Origin of the sequence: Microcoleus sp. A6-C6, assembly GCF_036705955.1 — a bacterium.
In the GTDB taxonomy this organism is placed as follows: Bacteria; Cyanobacteriota; Cyanobacteriia; order Cyanobacteriales; family Microcoleaceae; genus Microcoleus.
On record NZ_JAUBVR010000102.1, the window covers coordinates 1 to 16471 of the forward strand.

Genomic DNA, 16471 nt, shown 5'->3' on the forward strand with positions numbered 1-16471 from the left:
GACTGAAGTCCCCGCCCGCTTTCATCGAGCGCACTAAAGTCACGCTCGCTTTCCGCATTCCGCTAGTTTTTTTGTAAAACTACAGATGATCCCCGATAGTATTTCGGAAAAAAAACAAAGATGATGACAGCCGTGGGTAAGTTTTATTGTATTTTAGACTCGATTTGTACTCAATCGCTTTCAAATAATTATTAAATCATCTGCGTCCATCTGTGTCTGTACTGGGGAAACCTGCGGTTAAAAGCTAGATCGAAATTTATACAAACTCAAGTCTTGTGTTTCATTGATTTACTGATTGATTAAGACTTCCTGAAAAAACAGAAAACCCATAAACCCGACTTTGTAAATAAGTGGGAGAGCAAAATCGCCAATCGATAGTTCTCACTTTAATCTAAAATAACTTATGTTCCCCTCAATCGAAAATCCCCAATCTAAAATCGCTAATCGATCGCTCTCGCTTTAATCTAAAATAATTTCTACTCCCTCAATCCAAAATCTAAAATCCAAAATCTAAAATCGAAATGACCCATTCCACCGATATAGTCACCCTCGCCCGCTGGATGGCCGCCGACTTCAGCAATCAAGCCCAAGCCTTTGAAAATCCGCCTTTTTTCGCCCACATCCGCGTCTGTATGAGACCATTACCCGTGGAGATATTGGACGGAGTAAGTCTTTATCTAGAACAAGCCTACGACATCGAACTCAACTCTCCGTACCGAGTGCGAGTGTTAAAATTAGTCCCGGCGGACGATCGCATCGACATCGAAAATTATGCGATCGAAAACGAAGCACAATTCTACGGCGCATCCCGCGAACCCCAACGGCTGCAAGAAATCAAAACAGCACAACTGAAACTGCTCCCCGGATGCACCTTTTTTACCCACTGGACGGGCAACAGCTTTAAAGGTCGCGTCGAACCAGGAAAAGGCTGTGCCGTAGTCAGAAAGGGCAAAAAAACCTATCTAGACAGCGAATTCGAGATTGATGGTAACAAATTTGTCAGCCACGATCGCGGACGCGACCCAGAAACCGATGCCCACGTCTGGGGAGCTCAAGCCGGCCCCTTTGAATTCACCCGCTGGGCCAGCTTCGCCGACGAAATTCAGGTTTAATGCAAAAAAAACTGAGTCCATCCTGGGCGAACACGCTTGCAGATTAAAGGTTCACAATGCACCATTACCTGGTACATTAACCCAGTATTGGCAAGCAAGATTCACCGTTGTTTTATGAAAGTCCTGGTTATTGGTGGCGATGGCTATTGCGGTTGGGCAACCGCACTCTACCTGTCTCAAAAAGGTCACGAAGTTGGCATCCTCGACAGCTTCGTGCGGCGGCACTGGGATCTGGAACTGTGCAGCGACACCCTCACTCCCATTGCACCGATTCAGCAACGACTCCAGCGATGGCAAGATTTAACGGGTAAGTCGATCGACTTGTTCGTCGGTGACATCACTAACTACGATTTTCTCAGCAAAAGCATGAGAAAATTTGCACCAGAGGCGATCGTCCATTTTGGCGAACAGCGATCGGCCCCTTTCTCCATGATCGATCGCGAACACGCAGTCCTCACCCAAGTCAATAACGTAGTTGGGACATTAAATCTGCTGTACGCCATCCGCGAAGACTTCCCCGACTGTCACCTGGTGAAATTGGGGACAATGGGCGAATACGGCACCCCGAATATTGACATTGAAGAAGGCTACATTACGATCGAGCACAACGGCCGCAAAGATACACTACCCTATCCCAAACAACCGGGCAGTTTCTACCACCTGTCAAAAGTCCACGACTCCCACAACATCCATTTTGCGTGCAAAATCTGGGGTTTAAGAGCCACCGACTTAAATCAGGGCGTAGTCTACGGCGTGCTCACAGAAGAAACAGGCATGGACGAACTGTTAATCAACCGTTTGGACTACGACGGAGTATTCGGTACGGCATTGAACAGATTTTGCGTCCAAGCTGCGATCGGTCATCCTTTGACGGTTTACGGAACTGGCGGACAAACCCGCACCTTCTTGGACATTCGGGATACCGTGCGGTGCGTCGAATTGGCGATCGCCAACCCCGCCGCCGCCGGAGAATTCCGCGTCTTCAACCAATTCACCGAACAATTCAGCGTCGGCGACTTAGCCTCATTGGTGCAAAAAGCAGGCACGGCAATGGGATTAAAAGTAGAAATCAACCACCTCGAAAATCCCAGAGTCGAGAAAGAAGAACATTATTTCAATGCCAAAAACACCAGTTTGCTAGAACTAGGCTTGCAGCCGCACTATCTCTCAGATTCCCTGCTCGATTCTCTGTTGAATTTTGCTACAAAATATCAGCACCGCGTCGATAAAAACCAGATTTTGCCGAAGGTTTCTTGGCACAGGTAAATTTGGCTGTCTAGCTGCGGGAGAGAGTTTTTTTTAACGAACCGCGAAGGCGCGTTAGGCGAAGCCGCGCGTAAGCGCTAGGGCGTGAAGTAAGAGAAAAAAAGGGAAGAGAAGAACTGCTAGCTTGTTTGGGAATAAATATAGCAACCGCGCCCGATGGTTATGACGTTCTTAATTGCTGAAACATAAGCGGTCGATTTTTTCTTCCTTTTTCCTTCTTCCATCTTCCTTCTTCCATCCGTTACATCCGTTACAAAATCCGTTGCCGAACTTCTTCCTTCTATACCGTGAAAAGTCGAATTCTCATTTTGTTGCTTTTAGTTGTTGTGCCGGGATTTTTGGCTAGTGCAGTTTGTGCTTATTATTTGGTGCCGGAATGGGCTGCACTGACGGCGAGTTATCAAAATTACCGCCGTGTTAGCGAATCGCCGAATGCTACAGAAAAGGAAATCTTAATCGCCAAAACTGCACAGGAAATTCACCGAATTAACTGCTTTGCTGAAGGTGTGGGATTGCTTTTAGGTGGAATAATTGTATCAATTGGTATTCAGGGAATTTGTATTTTACCCCCAAAACCTATCGATCGCACTTAAAAATGAAAATTTAATAACTTAAGCGATTGCTCGTTACCAGGCTCTGCCTGGTAATGCAGATTCGGAGGCTCTGCCTTCTTTGATATCGCAACTTACAGGAGAGAAGACTGTATGAGGTGCTTAATTTATTAAGTTTTAGATCCTTAATTAAATAGTGAATCCTGTTACTAACCGCCAGATTTGCCAAAAAATGGAAATATCGATTCCCTCAATAATATATAAAGAATAACTACAGCCTTCTTCCTTCTTCCTTCTTCCCTCTTCCTTCTTCCTTCTTCCTTCTTCCCTCTTCCCTCTTCCTTCTTCCTTCTTCCTTCTTCCTTCTTCCTTCGTTTTATGAAAATTGCTCTGTTCACTGAAACTTTCCTGCCGAAAATAGACGGCATTGTCACTCGGCTGATTCACACTGTAGATCACTTGCAGCGATCGGGCGCACAAGTTCTGATCTTTTCTCCAGATTACGGGATTACAGAATACAAAGGCGCGCGAGTATACGGTGTGGAGGGTTTGCCTTTGCCCATGTACCCGGAACTGAAAATGGCGCTTCCCAGTCCGGCAATCGGCCAACAATTACAGCAGTTTGAACCGGATATTATTCACGTTGTCAATCCCGCTATTTTGGGATTAGGCGGTATATATTATGGCAAAAAGTTCAATATTCCGATTTTGGCTTCTTACCACACGCATTTGCCTAAATACTTGCACCATTACGGTTTTGGAATGCTTGAACCTTTGCTGTGGGAATTGCTCAAAGGCGCTCACAATCAAGCTGAATTGAATCTGTGTACTTCCACAGCAATGGTGGAGGAGTTGAGAAATCACGGCATTGAGCGAGTGGATTTGTGGCAGCGGGGCGTTGATACCGAAATGTTTGTCCCCGAATTGGCAAGTCCAGAAATGCGATCGCGCCTTTCTCAAAATAACCCAGACAGTCCCCTGCTGCTCTACGTCGGCCGCCTCGGTGCAGAAAAAGAAATCGAGTCGATCAAACCAGTCCTCGCAGCCATTCCCAACGCCCGCCTCGCCCTTGTGGGAGACGGCCCGCACCGACAAACCCTCGAACAATATTTTGTCGGCACCCCCACCAATTTTGTGGGCTACCTGAAGGGGCAAGAATTGGCTTCTGCTTACGCATCTGCTGATGCCTTCATTTTTCCCTCCCGCACCGAAACCCTGGGCTTAGTGCTTCTAGAAGCGATGGCTGCGGGGACGCCCGTAGTCGCGGCGCGCAGTGGCGGAATTCCCGATATTGTCACCGACGGTGTTAACGGATATTTATTCGACCCCGCCGACGAAGCCGGAGCTCTGGCTGCCACCCAGCGTCTGTTTGCGAATCCCGAAGAACGGGAAACCCTGCGCCAAAACGCTCGCCAAGAAGCTGAACGCTGGGGTTGGGCCGCCGCCACCTCACAACTGCGACGTTACTATCAATCGGTGATATTTGCTCAGTCCATGCCTTCTGCTGCCTAAATGCCGGGATGTCGTGCCTTTAAACAGCACTGACAGCTTCGCTGGTCTCGCGCGATACTTCGGTTTGTAGCGGGGATGGATGTCCTCAAAGACCGATCGAAATTTTTTGCTGCTTAGATTGCTGTAGCTATCGTGTTGTTGCGTTTACCATTAAACTTATGAGTAGCATTTGGAATGCTTCGCCCGTGACAAAATACCGCCATTCAGTAGACCGGATACGGTAGCCGAAGGCGCTAAAGCAGTCCGATTGCGTAGCAGCCTCCTGACATAGCGTCAAATCTACATTGCCCGCGATCGATCGCACCAGCCTGCAAATTAATTTTCAGGCGGGCAGTGTTCCGAACTCAAGTTCAGCTTTAATTCACGAACCAGGATCCGTATCGATGTTGTAAAAAAAACGATCGATCGAGCATATGTAAAAAGCAAACTGAAGTTGCGGCGAAAAAATAAACTCACGATCCCTCAAAGCTACAAGCAAGTACAGGCAATTCCTGCAAACAACTTAAAAGTTGGCACCGCCGCAGAATTTAGCACCGATCGACCAGCAGGTCTGTCAACCCTCTGAGCAAGCAGTTAATCATGACATTCTCCAATGCTGGTAGCGTTCTGGCTACACTGACTCAAGTAAATTTTATGGGGGCATTAACCTCGCGTGTTAAGAGCCTGCCAGTTCCTGAATTAGTGTGCCTGCTGGACTTTATCACGGCAGAATTTCAGCAATTTATCCGGGCGATGGACCTGATTAACAATGACGCACTCGAAACTCTCTTAGAGCAACTGTTAGATGCCTTCACTGTCAAAATTGGTCAAATTCTGCAAGCAGACCGGACAACAATTTTTTTGGTTGACCCCAGCAAAAATCAACTTTGGTACAAAACAGCCCACGCGCTCACGGGCGAAGATGTAGAAGTTCGCTTGCCGATGGATGCAGGCATTTTAGGCTACGTAGCAACTACTGGAAAATCGATAAATGTCGCGGAAGCTCGATCGCACGAGCATTTTAATTCCGAAGTAGACGAACCGCCGGAGTACCAAATCGAGACCATGCTCTGTATGCCGATTTTTAGCAGCAAGAGCCAAAACGAACCCGTAGCGGTGGTCAGACTGTTAAATAAAGCTGGCAATGCCCCCTTTACCGAGGAAGACGAACAGCAGTTTCAGGCTTTTGCAGATTCGATCGGGATTATTCTCGAAAGCTGTCAATCTTTCTACGTTGTCGCCCGCAATCAGCGAGGAGTGGCCGCGCTTTTGAGAGCAACCACAACTTTAGGTCAAAGTCTTGACTTAGAAACAACTTTGCGCGCAGTCATGGATCAAGCTCGCGACTTGATGCAGGCCGATCGCAGCACGCTATTTTTATTAAATCGGGAAACCAACGAACTCTGGACAAAAGTCGCCAAAGCCGACGGTAAAACCATCGTCGAAATTCGCATTCCTGCCAATAAAGGAATTGCCGGTTACGTGGCTTCGACCGGTCAACCCCTAAATATTACAGATGCTTACGACGATCCCCGCTTTGACCCATCTACAGACCAGCAAACCGGATACCGCACTCAGACTGTCTTGTGTATGCCGGTGCATAACGCTAAAGGTGAGCTGATCGGGGTAACTCAGCTAATTAATAAGAATCAAGGCACTTTCACTGCTTCCGACGAAGAGTTTTTGCGAGCGTTTAATTCCCAAGCTGGAATGGCGCTGCAAAATTCTCAACTGTTTCAAAACGTGATGGTGGAAAAGCAGTATCAAAAAGATATGCTGCAAAGTCTGTCAGATGCAGTGATTTCCACCGATTTGCAGGGGCGAATTGTCACGATTAACGAAGCAGCGCTGGAATTGTTGGGCTGTCCCCCAAATCAAACTAAAGGCAAACACCATCCCCAGATTTGGGAAGAAAAACTGATCGATCGCTATGTTTGGGAAGTTTTGCCGATCGATAATTTGCAATTTCGACTCGAAGATAGTCTCAACCATGCAGCCCGACATTACGTTCCCGAACAAAGTTTAACTGTGGGACTGTTGGTGGAAAAAACGTTTTGTTCCGCAGCATCCGCAGAAGAAACAGCAGAAGAAACAGCAGAAGAAATTTATATTTTGGCCGTGCCCGATCGCACAGACCCGAATTTATATTACGCTTGGGGCGAAAACAGTGCCTGGACAGAAGAAGTAGCGCGGGCAGAATTAGCTAATTCCCAATCTTTATTTTCGCTGCCGAATTCTGCCCGGTATCACCCTTATTGTCCGCTACCAATCCAGAAATCTCAAATTAAAGTAATTGAACGCAGTTTGAATTTAACTGTCAACCCCTTAATCAATCCAGAAGGCGGCGTGCGCGGCGGTTTAGTGGTACTCGAAGACATCAGCCGCGAAAAGCGGATGAAAAATACGATGTACCGCTACCTGACTCCCGGAGTCGTAGATAAAGTCATGGCCTTGGGCGAAGGGGCCCTGATGGTGGGCGAACGCAAAGACGTTACTATTTTATTTTCGGACATTCGCGGCTACACCACCCTCACCGAAAATCTGGGAGCATCGGAGGTGGTATCCCTGCTAAACGAGTATTTTGAGACGATGGTGGAGGCCGTTTTCCATTACGAAGGTACTTTAGACAAGTTTATCGGCGATGCTTTAATGGCCGTGTTCGGCGCGCCCCTGCCACTCAATCCCCCGGAAAGTCACGGTTGGATGGCGGTGCAGTCGGCTTTAGATATGCGCCGGCGTTTGAAAGAGTTTAATGATTCTCGCCCCGGCAAAGATCCGTTTCGCTTCGGAATTGGGATTAGTTCTGGAGAGGTGGTTTCGGGCAATATTGGTTCGGAAAAACGGATGGATTACACGGTAATCGGCGATGCGGTGAATTTGAGTTCGCGCTTGGAACAGCTTACAAAAGAGTACGGCTGCGATATCATTTTGAGCGAGTTTACCTACAATTTATGCCGCGAAGGAATTTGGGTGCGAGAGTTGGACAAGGTGCGGGTTAAGGGCAAAAATCAACCGATCGGCATTTACGAGTTGCTGCAAAATAGTTCCGATCCCCTTGATGGAGAAACCGAAAGGTTTTTGGAACTTTACAGTAAAGGTCGGGATGCTTATATCAAGAGAAATTTTCAGAAAGCTATTAGTTGTTTTGAGGCGGCTTTAGCGATGCGACCGAGCGATCGACCGGTGGAAGTTCACCTACAGCGAACACTCAGCTATTTGGAAGTACCCCCGCCCGACGATTGGGACGGCGTTCATACTATGACGACCAAATAGCATATTTTATCACATATAAGTGCCCCAAAATAAAAAGATTGGATAAAGTTTTGAGATCTTCCTTATGACAGAGTTAACAAGTAGAAAAATGTGAAAACATAAATCGAATGCCCGATTAAAGTTAGTATTTATTTCCACGCCAACAATTAAATGAACTATTTATCTGTTCCGAATGCCACAAAAGCCGATCGCATTCTGGTTGTAGATGACGCACCAGATAATGTTTTGTTGGTGCAGACAATCCTGGAAGAAGAAGGTTACGAAATTAGCACGGCCGAGAACGGCTTTTCGGCCTTAAGCCAAATTGACAAATCAACCCCCGATTTGGTACTGCTAGACGTAATGATGCCGGGAATGGACGGTTACGAAGTCACCCAGCGAATGCGACAAAATAAGGAATTGCCCTTTATCCCGATTTTGCTGATCACAGCTCACGACAGCGCCAGCGTAGTCCAGGGACTGGATATGGGTGCAGACGATTTCATCCGCAAACCCGTAGAAATGGACGAACTGCTGGCGAGGGTGCGATCGCTCCTGCGCCTAAAACACAGCGTAGACGAGCGCAATTCGATCGCCCTCCAGCGCGAAGATTTTGTCTCGCGACTCGCCCACGACTTGCGGACGCCCCTGGTAGCAGCCGATCGAATGCTCACCTTAATGCAGCAGGGAGCTTTGGGAGAAATCTCGCTCCCCATGCGCGATGCTTTCGGGACAATGGTTCGCAGCAACAAAAACCTGATCGCGATGGTAAATATGTTGCTGGAAGTCTACCGCTACGAAGCAGGGCGCAAATCCCTAAGTTTCGCTCCCGTTGACTTGCGCCAGCTCATTCATGAGGTAGCCGAAGAACTCGCTCCCCTAGCCGATGCTAAAAATTTGTCGCTGAATTTAAACTTGACAGACAGTGCAGAAAGTGCTCCGATTGCCAAGTATCCGGGCGATCGTCTGGAGTTGCACCGCTTGCTGACAAACTTAATCGGAAATGCGATCAAATTCACCGACAGCGGCTCCATAGATGTCCGATTAAAAGCTGCCAATTCCCCTGCTTATACCAGCTTCAAAAACCAACCGCTGGCTTGGGTAATTATGGAAATCCAAGACACCGGCGCCGGCATTTCTCCCACAGAACAAGCCAAGTTATTTGAAAGGTTTGGATCGGGAACTCACAAGAAATCCAGCACAGGTTTGGGACTGCACCTCTGCCGCCAAATAGTCGAAGCTCACCGCGGCACGATCGAGGCAAAATCTGAGTTGGGTAAAGGCAGCTTGTTTACTATTTGCTTGCCTTGTTAAGCTGTTCTACATTTAAATTGTGTGTCAAAAGTCAATAAAATGCTTGTGGGATGGGCTTATAGCCCGTCCCGAATATGCAATTTAAATGCTCAACAGCTTAGATGGTGCGTCAGAATTTGATTGTCGGCGTTCATTAAAAATTACTAAACTGACGCACCCTACCGCTAACTTATGAGAACATGATTACAAAAATCGCTTTCGTGTCTTAAATTTATCTGCGTTTGTCTGCGTTTATCTGTCTTAAATCTGCGGTTTTGGTATTTATCAAAAATTTATGCAATTGCTCGTCTATTATCCTAGGAGCATATTAGATTATATAATTGGTTGGCAACCGAATTTATGGCAATATGTCTAACTGTCCAGTGTGCGGTGCTGATTACATAGAAGAAAAAGCAGAGTTGTGTTGCTCAATTTGTGGCTGGGATTTGACTCCCTACCCGCCGCGTGCTAAGCCTTCCAAAACTTATTTAAAACAAGAACAAGTTAGATTGCAATGGGCAAAACAAATGTGGGAATCGGCCCGCAATCAACAAAATTGGTCAGCCCGATTTGATGAGTTGCAACAGGAATTGCAGCAAGGCGCGATCGCCCGCACATACCTGCAATCGCAGTTAGAATGGGTTCTGTACCGCCTGGAACAACTAAACCCCGAATTCATAGCCAGCACTCTACTACGACTGGAAGAGAAAATAGGCGCCATACCTGACCAAACTCCTCCGATGTCTGAAGTTGGGATGGACTACCGACAACTGACAAAGCTGTTACAAATGCGAAAATGGCGCAAAGCTGACGAACATACTTGGGAAATTTTGCTACAGATAACTCTCCGAGAAGAGGAAGGGTGGCTAAGTGCGGCGGATATTGACAGTTTTCCTCTTACAGACCTTCGCACGATCGACCAACTTTGGCAACAATACAGCAGCGGGCGGTTCGGGTTGACAGTGCAGCAGCAGATTTGGGAAAGTACCGGGGGCAATTATACTGAATTGTGCGATCGAGTCGGCTGGCGAGTTAAGGAAAATTGGAAATATTACAACGAGCTCTCATGGGGCGAAAATGCTCCCCCTGGACACCTCCCTGTCACTGCATGGCGACGGCGCGCCTGTTATGGTGCCGGCACACTCACAGCAGCAGAGAATTTTGCCGGTATCGGTGCGAGACTTGCCACGGGCGATCGATAATCATCCAAAATAAAAAATTCAAAATCGACATTAACTGCTATAATCAAAACGGTTCAGCAACTGGGGCTGTGGCTCAGATGGATAGAGCAAGCGCCTCCTGAAGAATCGGGCACCCTGCGAGGAAACTCTGGGAGTGAATGTGGTCAAACTCAAGGAAGCCTAAGTCTGACGACAGATACGGTAATCTTGAGCCAAGCTTTATCTGAACATTGTTTAGGTAAGGAAGGTGCAGAGACTGGCTTTAGGAAGTAAACACAATAAAACCTCCTAAACATACGGCCGCCACCTAAAGGCTGCAAAGCCCACGGTGAAGGAATAGTCCGGAGAGTGGGGAAACTCACACAAATCTGAAGCGCTAGGTCGCCGGTTCGAACCCGGCCAGTCCCGTTAAAATCGAGAACCAATAAAAGCAGAGGGGCAAAGCCTAATTTTTGCCCTTTTGTTTTGTATATCCGCTAACGAATTCACCATTTTAAAATTTTTAATTCCTGTTAGTGGGCTGTACGTGCAGTATTTTTTGTTATGGTTCCTTTGTCAGCTATACAAAATTTTTATAGGGTTTAGATGTGGTTAAGAATCAATTCAAACACGCGGCGTTACAAGCGTTTGAGGAATTCACTCAATTTTTGGTTCCTAGTAGGGCTTTTGATGGCCTGTTGGTTTGGCTATCAGCAGGTTAAGAGCGAGTTTCAGACACCCCAAGCTTTGTTAGTTCTAGGTGGGGCTACGGAGCGAGAGGTGTTTGCTGCCAAATTTGCTGTTAAGCACCCTCAATTGCCGATTTGGGTGTCTTCTGGCAGCAATCCTGAGTTCGCGGAATGGGTGTTTTCAGAAGCGGGAATTAAGTCTGATCGCCTGCACTTAGACTACAGAGCGGTGGATACGGTAACAAATTTTACCACGCTGGTAGATGAATTGAAAGCTAAAGGGATTGAGAGCGTGTATCTGATCACTTCTGACGATCATATGCGGCGAGCTCAGATTATCGGCGAAATCGTGCTCGGCAGTCGAGGGATTAGTTTTAAGCCTGTGGCAGTTCCGTCTGGGCGAACCCCCGAACCGGTGCAAAAAGCTGTTCGCGACGGTGCTAGAGCTATTATGTGGCTGACAACTGGTTATACGGGTGCTGACTTTACCCATGCCAGAATTCAATAAACAAAGGGAAGAAGTCATTAGTCATTAGTCATTAGTCAGTAGTCAGTAGTCAGTAGTCATTAGTCATCAGGAGAAGGAAGCAACAAAAAGAAGAAAGCAACAGGAAGAAAATCTCATATTTGTGCAATTAAGAACGCCCTAAAGGTCGGGTGCGGTTGCGATAAAATCTTTTTCCCTTCCCCAAATTTTTAAAACTTGTATTTGATAGCGATTTCACAAACCGCGAAGAGGCTGATGACAAATCCGTCAGATAAGAAGATTAGTAGTTTAAAATCTGTAGGTGAACTTAAAGACCGAAAGTTAATGACAGACCAAATTCTGCCGCAAGTTCTGGAGCAAATTTTGAGTGACAGCAAGACTGCGGATGCTGTTTTTTCGGCCTTGGTGCCGGCTTTAGGCGAGGTGTTAAATTGCGATCGCGTTTTTCTCTACCTCCGCAATCCTGAAACCCAAACGGGCAGAACACCTTACTGCTGGTGTCGCAACTCGAACTATCCCGATGTTAGCGGTGCCCAGTGGAAAAAAGAACCGGAATCTTTAGGAGACGAAGACCCTTTGTTTGCTGCGGCTTTGCGCACTGAACCTTCAATTTTTGTGGAGGATGTTGAAACAGCAAATCCTGAAGTTGTTAACAAAGATTTTGAGGCAAAAGAGTTCGGACATCGTGCTTTGATTCACGCTCACCTTTGTGCTGACGGCTTGTTATGGGGGGTTTTGCAGCCTTGTATTTTCGATCGCCCCAGAGTTTGGACTGACTTCGATCGCCAAGTTATCGCAGCAGTTACAGAAAAAATTTCGCCCTTGGCTGTTGCTTTTGTTAGGGGCGATTCCCTAGGGGATAGCTTCGCTTCACGCACAACCGCCATAAAATAGGTTTGATCGTTCGGACTTTAGTCCTCAGAAAAGAAGGAGTGAAGTCCGAACGATAGAACCTGCGTAAGTTCTACAAAAACATCCTCCAAGCTGCATCAGCGGCCCAAATCGTGCATCGCATTAATCTCCGTTGCACATCTTTGAGTCAGCGCTTCCAACTCCTCGCGATCCGAGGAACCGGGCGCTTCAATTAAGTTACCAATTCGCACCGTCAGCGGCACCGGACGCGGCACTGCCGAACCTTTCGACGAAATTGCATGAGTTCCCCACAAACTCACAGGTAACAATGGCACTTTTGCCTTAGCAGCGATCAGCGCCGCCCCTAATTTCGGGTCAGTAATTCTGCCGTCGGGCGTGCGAGTTCCCTGCAAAAATACACCAGTCGCCCAGCCATTTTCCAAAGATTTGATAGCCGATCGAATTGCACTGCGATCGGCACTTTCTCGCTTCACAGGATAAGCGCCGTAAAGCGTAATTGCCTGCTTCAAAATTGGAACTTTAAATAACTCTTCCTTCGCCATAAATGCGACCGGTCGCCTCATGGAACTAGACAAAATCGGCGGATCAAAATCGCTGGCGTGATTGCTGACTATCACCACTGGCCCTTCTGCTGGAACATTTTCTGCACCGTAGATGCGGCCCCGAAAGTAAAGGTGCAGCATCGGGCTGACAATTGACCACTTGAATAAATAATAGAGAAGTAAACTCTCGACTGGTTCGCGACTTTTGCTCACGGAAAAACCTTAAATTTTAAACTACACCGAATATTAGCCTATCAGTTCAGCTCTGGAAAATTAACTAAGACTTATGAAAAAAACGCATAACGTAATGATGTAGGGTGCGTGGCGATCGCATAATTTCAAATAGTGGCGAAAATTCCCGCAGCGACGCACCCGCGAGACTTTAGGACTAACTAAGTTCTGTTAATTTCCGGCCAGCATCGTTTTTTTCCTTCATCGGAAGTCGCGTAGCCCAAGAAATCCTTAACCGCTTGGCTGGGGGGATTTTTGTCAGCGTAGTACAACTGCCGCTGATAGCGATAATTGGGGGCATCTGGCGTCGCACTGTCTATGGGGACAACTCGCACCCCGTACCAAACTCGCCATCTCAGAGCACTTGGTCTTTAAATGCTTGGTGAGTGCCACTAATTGCGGGTCTCTTAATGACTTTAATCGGGCCTGCCGGGCCGCCGACTTTTGACAAGTCTTGAGCAGTTTCCTTGAAGATATCTTGATTTTTACCAGAAAGAATTGGTTTAAAGCCTCTCCCTTTGAGGGAGAAATTAAAATCAGACTATTCATTGCTTCAATCCTCTTCCTGACCGGGAGAGGTAGCTGTCAACTGTCAACTGTCAACTGTCAACTGAAGCTTAGTCTACATCAGGATTTGCCGATCGAGATTTTCTACCTGTCTGGATTGTCGATCGCCAATTTGCACAACAAGCCATATTCGGATTTGCCTGTTGTGCCATTCATTTTTGGGCAATGTTCAAGCCAATTAACTCAATTTTAGGGCCGGCGGCTGAATCACCGTTTAACAAGAGATTAAGCAGGCAAATCGGCAAAACTACTAACATTTACCAGCGCTAAATTTGGACAAGTCCGTTTGATCAAACCAGTGAGCACTTTGCCTGGGCCAATTTCCACTACGCGATCGATTCCTTGTTGCGGCAATTGCAGGGAGATTTCTCGCCAGCGCACGCCTTTAGTCATTTGATAATTCAACCGCTGTTTTAAAGTAGCTGCGCTAGTAGTCGCTGTCGGTTCTGAGTTCGAGAGTACCAGCATTTTAGCATCGGAAAACCTTGCAGCCTTTAGGGCTAGTTGAAACTCTGCCGCCACTGATGCCATCAGCGGAGAGTGAAACGCACCGGAAACATTCAATTTAACGGCGCGTTTGACTTTAATTTTAGCCAGCAAATCTTCTACTGCTGTCGGCGTTCCAGAAATCACGACTTGTGCTTCGCTGTTGTCGTTTGCCAGTACCACATCTCGGCTGTACTGAATTTGCAGTTCTAATTCCTGCCTGTCGAACCCGATCAAAGCCACCATTTGCCCGCCAGAGGCAGTCTCCATCAGTTCGGCGCGGCGTTTTACTAAGCGCAATCCCGTTTCAAAGTCAAAGACACCTGCTGCGTACAGGGCAACGTATTCTCCTAAACTATGACCTGCAACTACTGTAGGTCGATCGCTCTTTTCTCGCATTAAGTCTGCCAAAATGCTTTCTACTACGAACAAGCAAGGCTGAGTGTAGAGAGTGCGAGCAAGTTTTTCTTCTTCTTTTTGGCAAACTTCCGAGACAGACCAACCCAAAATCTCTTTGGCTAGCTCAAATTTAGCTTTGGCTGTCGGCAAGTTTAATAAGTCTGCACCCATCCCGATCGCCTGGGAACCTTGTCCGGGAAATACCCATGCTGTTTTAGTCATTTTTCCGGTAATCTGCTATTTGGTGGTTGCTAATTTGTGATTGCAAAAATTCTTTGTTTCCCGCTTTTAAGTTCGGTGGCTGGTATCCGCTATCTTTTTGTTAACGAACTATCTACTCGCGACTCATAATCCTAACATATAAATGCGTTTTTTACGACGTTTATATTTTTTTAGGCTAATTTAATCAGTTGAATAGCCGTAGCCCGATTTTCAACCTTCGGGCCGGGGAAAGTCGATCGAACAATAGAGAATTTTTCATCTCAGGATGAGCCTGTCCAGAACTGCTGTCCTCCAGGTGCACCCCTCCGTGCGCACCTTACCCTATGTATGATGGCGTGCGTGTTAAAGGATTTTTATTTTTCAAGGGTTACACTCCCGACAATCACGCTTGGCAATTTGAAATATGCCAAATATTATACCAGTTCCCCAAAAAAATGAAACCGCCGGCCCGCGATCCCAACCCATAATTCATCAGTAATTCCCCAATCTAAAATCTCAAATCTAAAATCTAAAATCGTACTACCTTCCCCATTGAAAAATCGCCGCCCCCCAACTCAAACCTGCACCGAAACCAGCCGCAGCAATAGTATCACCAGATTTAACTTTACCCAGACGCACGGATTCGTCTAAGGCAAGCGGAATTGAAGCTGCTGAGGTATTGCCATAATTTGCCAAATTGCTGATTACTTTTTCCGGGGGAATTTTGAGCCTTTGGGCAACTGCGTCGAGAATCCGTTGATTGGCTTGATGCAACAGCAGCCAGTCAATTTCTGCGACGCTAATATTTGCCCGAAACATCGCTTTTTCTATGACTTCCGGCACTTTTCTCACGGCAAAGCGATAGATTTCTTGACCATTCATTGTGATCGGTTGAAATCCACCTTGTCCGATATTCACGCCCTCAATTAATTCTTTTGACTCGGCTTTGTAAGCCAAATTTAGAGACAAATTTTGCGTACCGTCACTGCGAATTTCAAATCCCAAAAAGCGATCGACTTCTGAAGCCTGCAATACCACCGCACCTGCACCGTCTCCAAATAAAATGCAAGTACCGCGATCCGACCAATTCACCCAGCGAGATAAAATATCTGCTCCGATCAGCAAAACATTTTGATAAACTCCTGTCCGAATGAACTGGGAGGCTGTAACTAAACCAAACACAAAGCCCGAACAAGCTGCTGTCAAATCAAAAGCCACAGCTTTTGTCGCGCCTAACTGATATTGAATTTTGCCGGCAGTGCCAAACAAGTCATCAGTGCTCGATGTAGCCAAAATAATCAAATCGATATCTGTTGGCGAAATTTCTGCCATTTCGATCGCCCTTCGGGATGCCTCGGACGCTAAATCGCACAAAGAAGTGCGATCGTCCGCCAGCCTGCGCGATCGAATACCCGTTCGCGCCCCAATCCACTCATCAGACGTTTCTACTATCTGACTCAAACCGTTATTATCAAGCGAAACCTGCGGTGTACAAGAACCGCTACCCGTGACGGCGATGCCGAACCCTGATTGCTGCAACATTCCTCTCCATTTATGAGCGTTCTGTCGAGAAATTAAAAATTAAAAACTACAAATTAAAATTCTTTTTAAACTGCTGAAATTACTTTTTTTTTAAGTAAAACAGAGTATTTAAGCTGACATTTTTAATTGGACATTTTCAATTTTTAATTTCTACTTACCAGAAAGAATTGGTTGAAAGCCGGAACCCTTGTAGGGAGAAAGTAAAAGAAGACTATTCATTACTCTAATCCTCTTCCTGACCGGGAGAGGTAGCTGTCAACTGTCAACTGTCAACTGTCAACTGTCAACTGTCAACTGTCAACTGTCAACTGTCAACTGTCAACTGTCAA

The 16471-nt window shown here is 46.7% G+C and carries 14 protein-coding genes; 9 read left to right on the top strand and 5 right to left on the bottom strand.

Going from position 1 to position 16471, the window contains the following annotated elements; translation table 11 throughout:
- Positions 1 to 521 precede the first annotated feature (521 nt).
- The 3 genes from QUB52_RS26180 to QUB52_RS26190 all read left to right on the top strand — a co-directional run bounded on the left by QUB52_RS26180 (position 522) and on the right by QUB52_RS26190 (position 2971).
- Positions 522 to 1112 carry a chromophore lyase CpcT/CpeT gene (locus QUB52_RS26180; RefSeq protein ID WP_265234838.1) on the top strand — a complete coding sequence of 197 codons (591 nt, stop codon included), beginning with the start codon at positions 522 to 524 and terminating at the stop codon, positions 1110 to 1112.
- Positions 1113 to 1226: 114 nt separating this feature from the next.
- Positions 1227 to 2378, top strand: a complete 1152-nt coding sequence (locus QUB52_RS26185) for an NAD-dependent epimerase/dehydratase family protein (protein ID WP_332975325.1) — start codon at positions 1227 to 1229, stop codon at positions 2376 to 2378.
- A gap of 308 nt (positions 2379 to 2686) precedes the next feature.
- The gene (locus tag QUB52_RS26190; RefSeq protein ID WP_332969784.1) at positions 2687 to 2971 is read left to right on the top strand and encodes a hypothetical protein; all 285 of its coding nucleotides are present in this window, start codon (positions 2687 to 2689) and stop codon (positions 2969 to 2971) included.
- A gap of 167 nt (positions 2972 to 3138) precedes the next feature.
- Here the strand turns inward: QUB52_RS26190 and QUB52_RS26195 are convergent, their stop codons facing one another.
- Positions 3139 to 3327, bottom strand: coding sequence for a hypothetical protein (locus QUB52_RS26195; RefSeq protein ID WP_332969783.1), 189 nt, complete (start codon positions 3325 to 3327; stop codon positions 3139 to 3141).
- Between QUB52_RS26195 and QUB52_RS26200 the strand changes: the two genes are divergently transcribed.
- The 6 genes from QUB52_RS26200 to QUB52_RS26225 all read left to right on the top strand — a co-directional run bounded on the left by QUB52_RS26200 (position 3308) and on the right by QUB52_RS26225 (position 12195).
- Positions 3308 to 4441, top strand: coding sequence for a glycosyltransferase family 4 protein (locus tag QUB52_RS26200; RefSeq protein ID WP_332975324.1), 1134 nt, complete (start codon positions 3308 to 3310; stop codon positions 4439 to 4441). The genes QUB52_RS26195 and QUB52_RS26200 overlap by 20 nt on opposite strands.
- Positions 4442 to 5020: 579 nt before the next feature.
- Complete coding sequence (locus QUB52_RS26205; RefSeq protein ID WP_332969781.1) at positions 5021 to 7693, top strand: GAF domain-containing protein; 2673 nt, start codon at positions 5021 to 5023, stop codon at positions 7691 to 7693.
- A 150-nt stretch (positions 7694 to 7843) separates the two neighbouring features.
- Positions 7844 to 8986 carry a sensor histidine kinase gene (locus QUB52_RS26210; RefSeq protein ID WP_332975323.1) on the top strand — a complete coding sequence of 381 codons (1143 nt, stop codon included), beginning with the start codon at positions 7844 to 7846 and terminating at the stop codon, positions 8984 to 8986.
- Between the two features lie 347 nt (positions 8987 to 9333).
- The gene (locus QUB52_RS26215) at positions 9334 to 10167 is read left to right on the top strand and encodes a GUN4 domain-containing protein (protein WP_265234831.1); all 834 of its coding nucleotides are present in this window, start codon (positions 9334 to 9336) and stop codon (positions 10165 to 10167) included.
- Between the two features lie 564 nt (positions 10168 to 10731).
- Positions 10732 to 11322 carry a YdcF family protein gene (locus tag QUB52_RS26220; protein ID WP_265234830.1) on the top strand — a complete coding sequence of 197 codons (591 nt, stop codon included), beginning with the start codon at positions 10732 to 10734 and terminating at the stop codon, positions 11320 to 11322.
- A 303-nt stretch (positions 11323 to 11625) separates the two neighbouring features.
- Positions 11626 to 12195, top strand: coding sequence for a GAF domain-containing protein (locus tag QUB52_RS26225; RefSeq protein ID WP_265234829.1), 570 nt, complete (start codon positions 11626 to 11628; stop codon positions 12193 to 12195).
- A gap of 95 nt (positions 12196 to 12290) precedes the next feature.
- Here the strand turns inward: QUB52_RS26225 and QUB52_RS26230 are convergent, their stop codons facing one another.
- The 4 genes from QUB52_RS26230 to QUB52_RS26245 all read right to left on the bottom strand — a co-directional run bounded on the left by QUB52_RS26230 (position 12291) and on the right by QUB52_RS26245 (position 16142).
- Positions 12291 to 12929: a lysophospholipid acyltransferase family protein gene (locus QUB52_RS26230; protein WP_332969777.1), complete on the bottom strand. Its 639-nt coding sequence runs from the start codon at positions 12927 to 12929 to the stop codon at positions 12291 to 12293.
- Positions 12930 to 13108: 179 nt separating this feature from the next.
- Positions 13109 to 13282 carry a hypothetical protein gene (locus QUB52_RS26235; RefSeq protein ID WP_332969776.1) on the bottom strand — a complete coding sequence of 58 codons (174 nt, stop codon included), beginning with the start codon at positions 13280 to 13282 and terminating at the stop codon, positions 13109 to 13111.
- Positions 13283 to 13739: 457 nt separating this feature from the next.
- On the bottom strand, positions 13740 to 14621 hold the full coding sequence (gene fabD / locus QUB52_RS26240; RefSeq protein ID WP_265234826.1) for an ACP S-malonyltransferase: 882 nt from the start codon (positions 14619 to 14621) through the stop codon (positions 13740 to 13742).
- 519 nt (positions 14622 to 15140) lie between these two features.
- Positions 15141 to 16142, bottom strand: coding sequence for a beta-ketoacyl-ACP synthase 3 (locus QUB52_RS26245; RefSeq protein WP_265234825.1), 1002 nt, complete (start codon positions 16140 to 16142; stop codon positions 15141 to 15143).
- Positions 16143 to 16471: the final 329 nt, after the last annotated feature.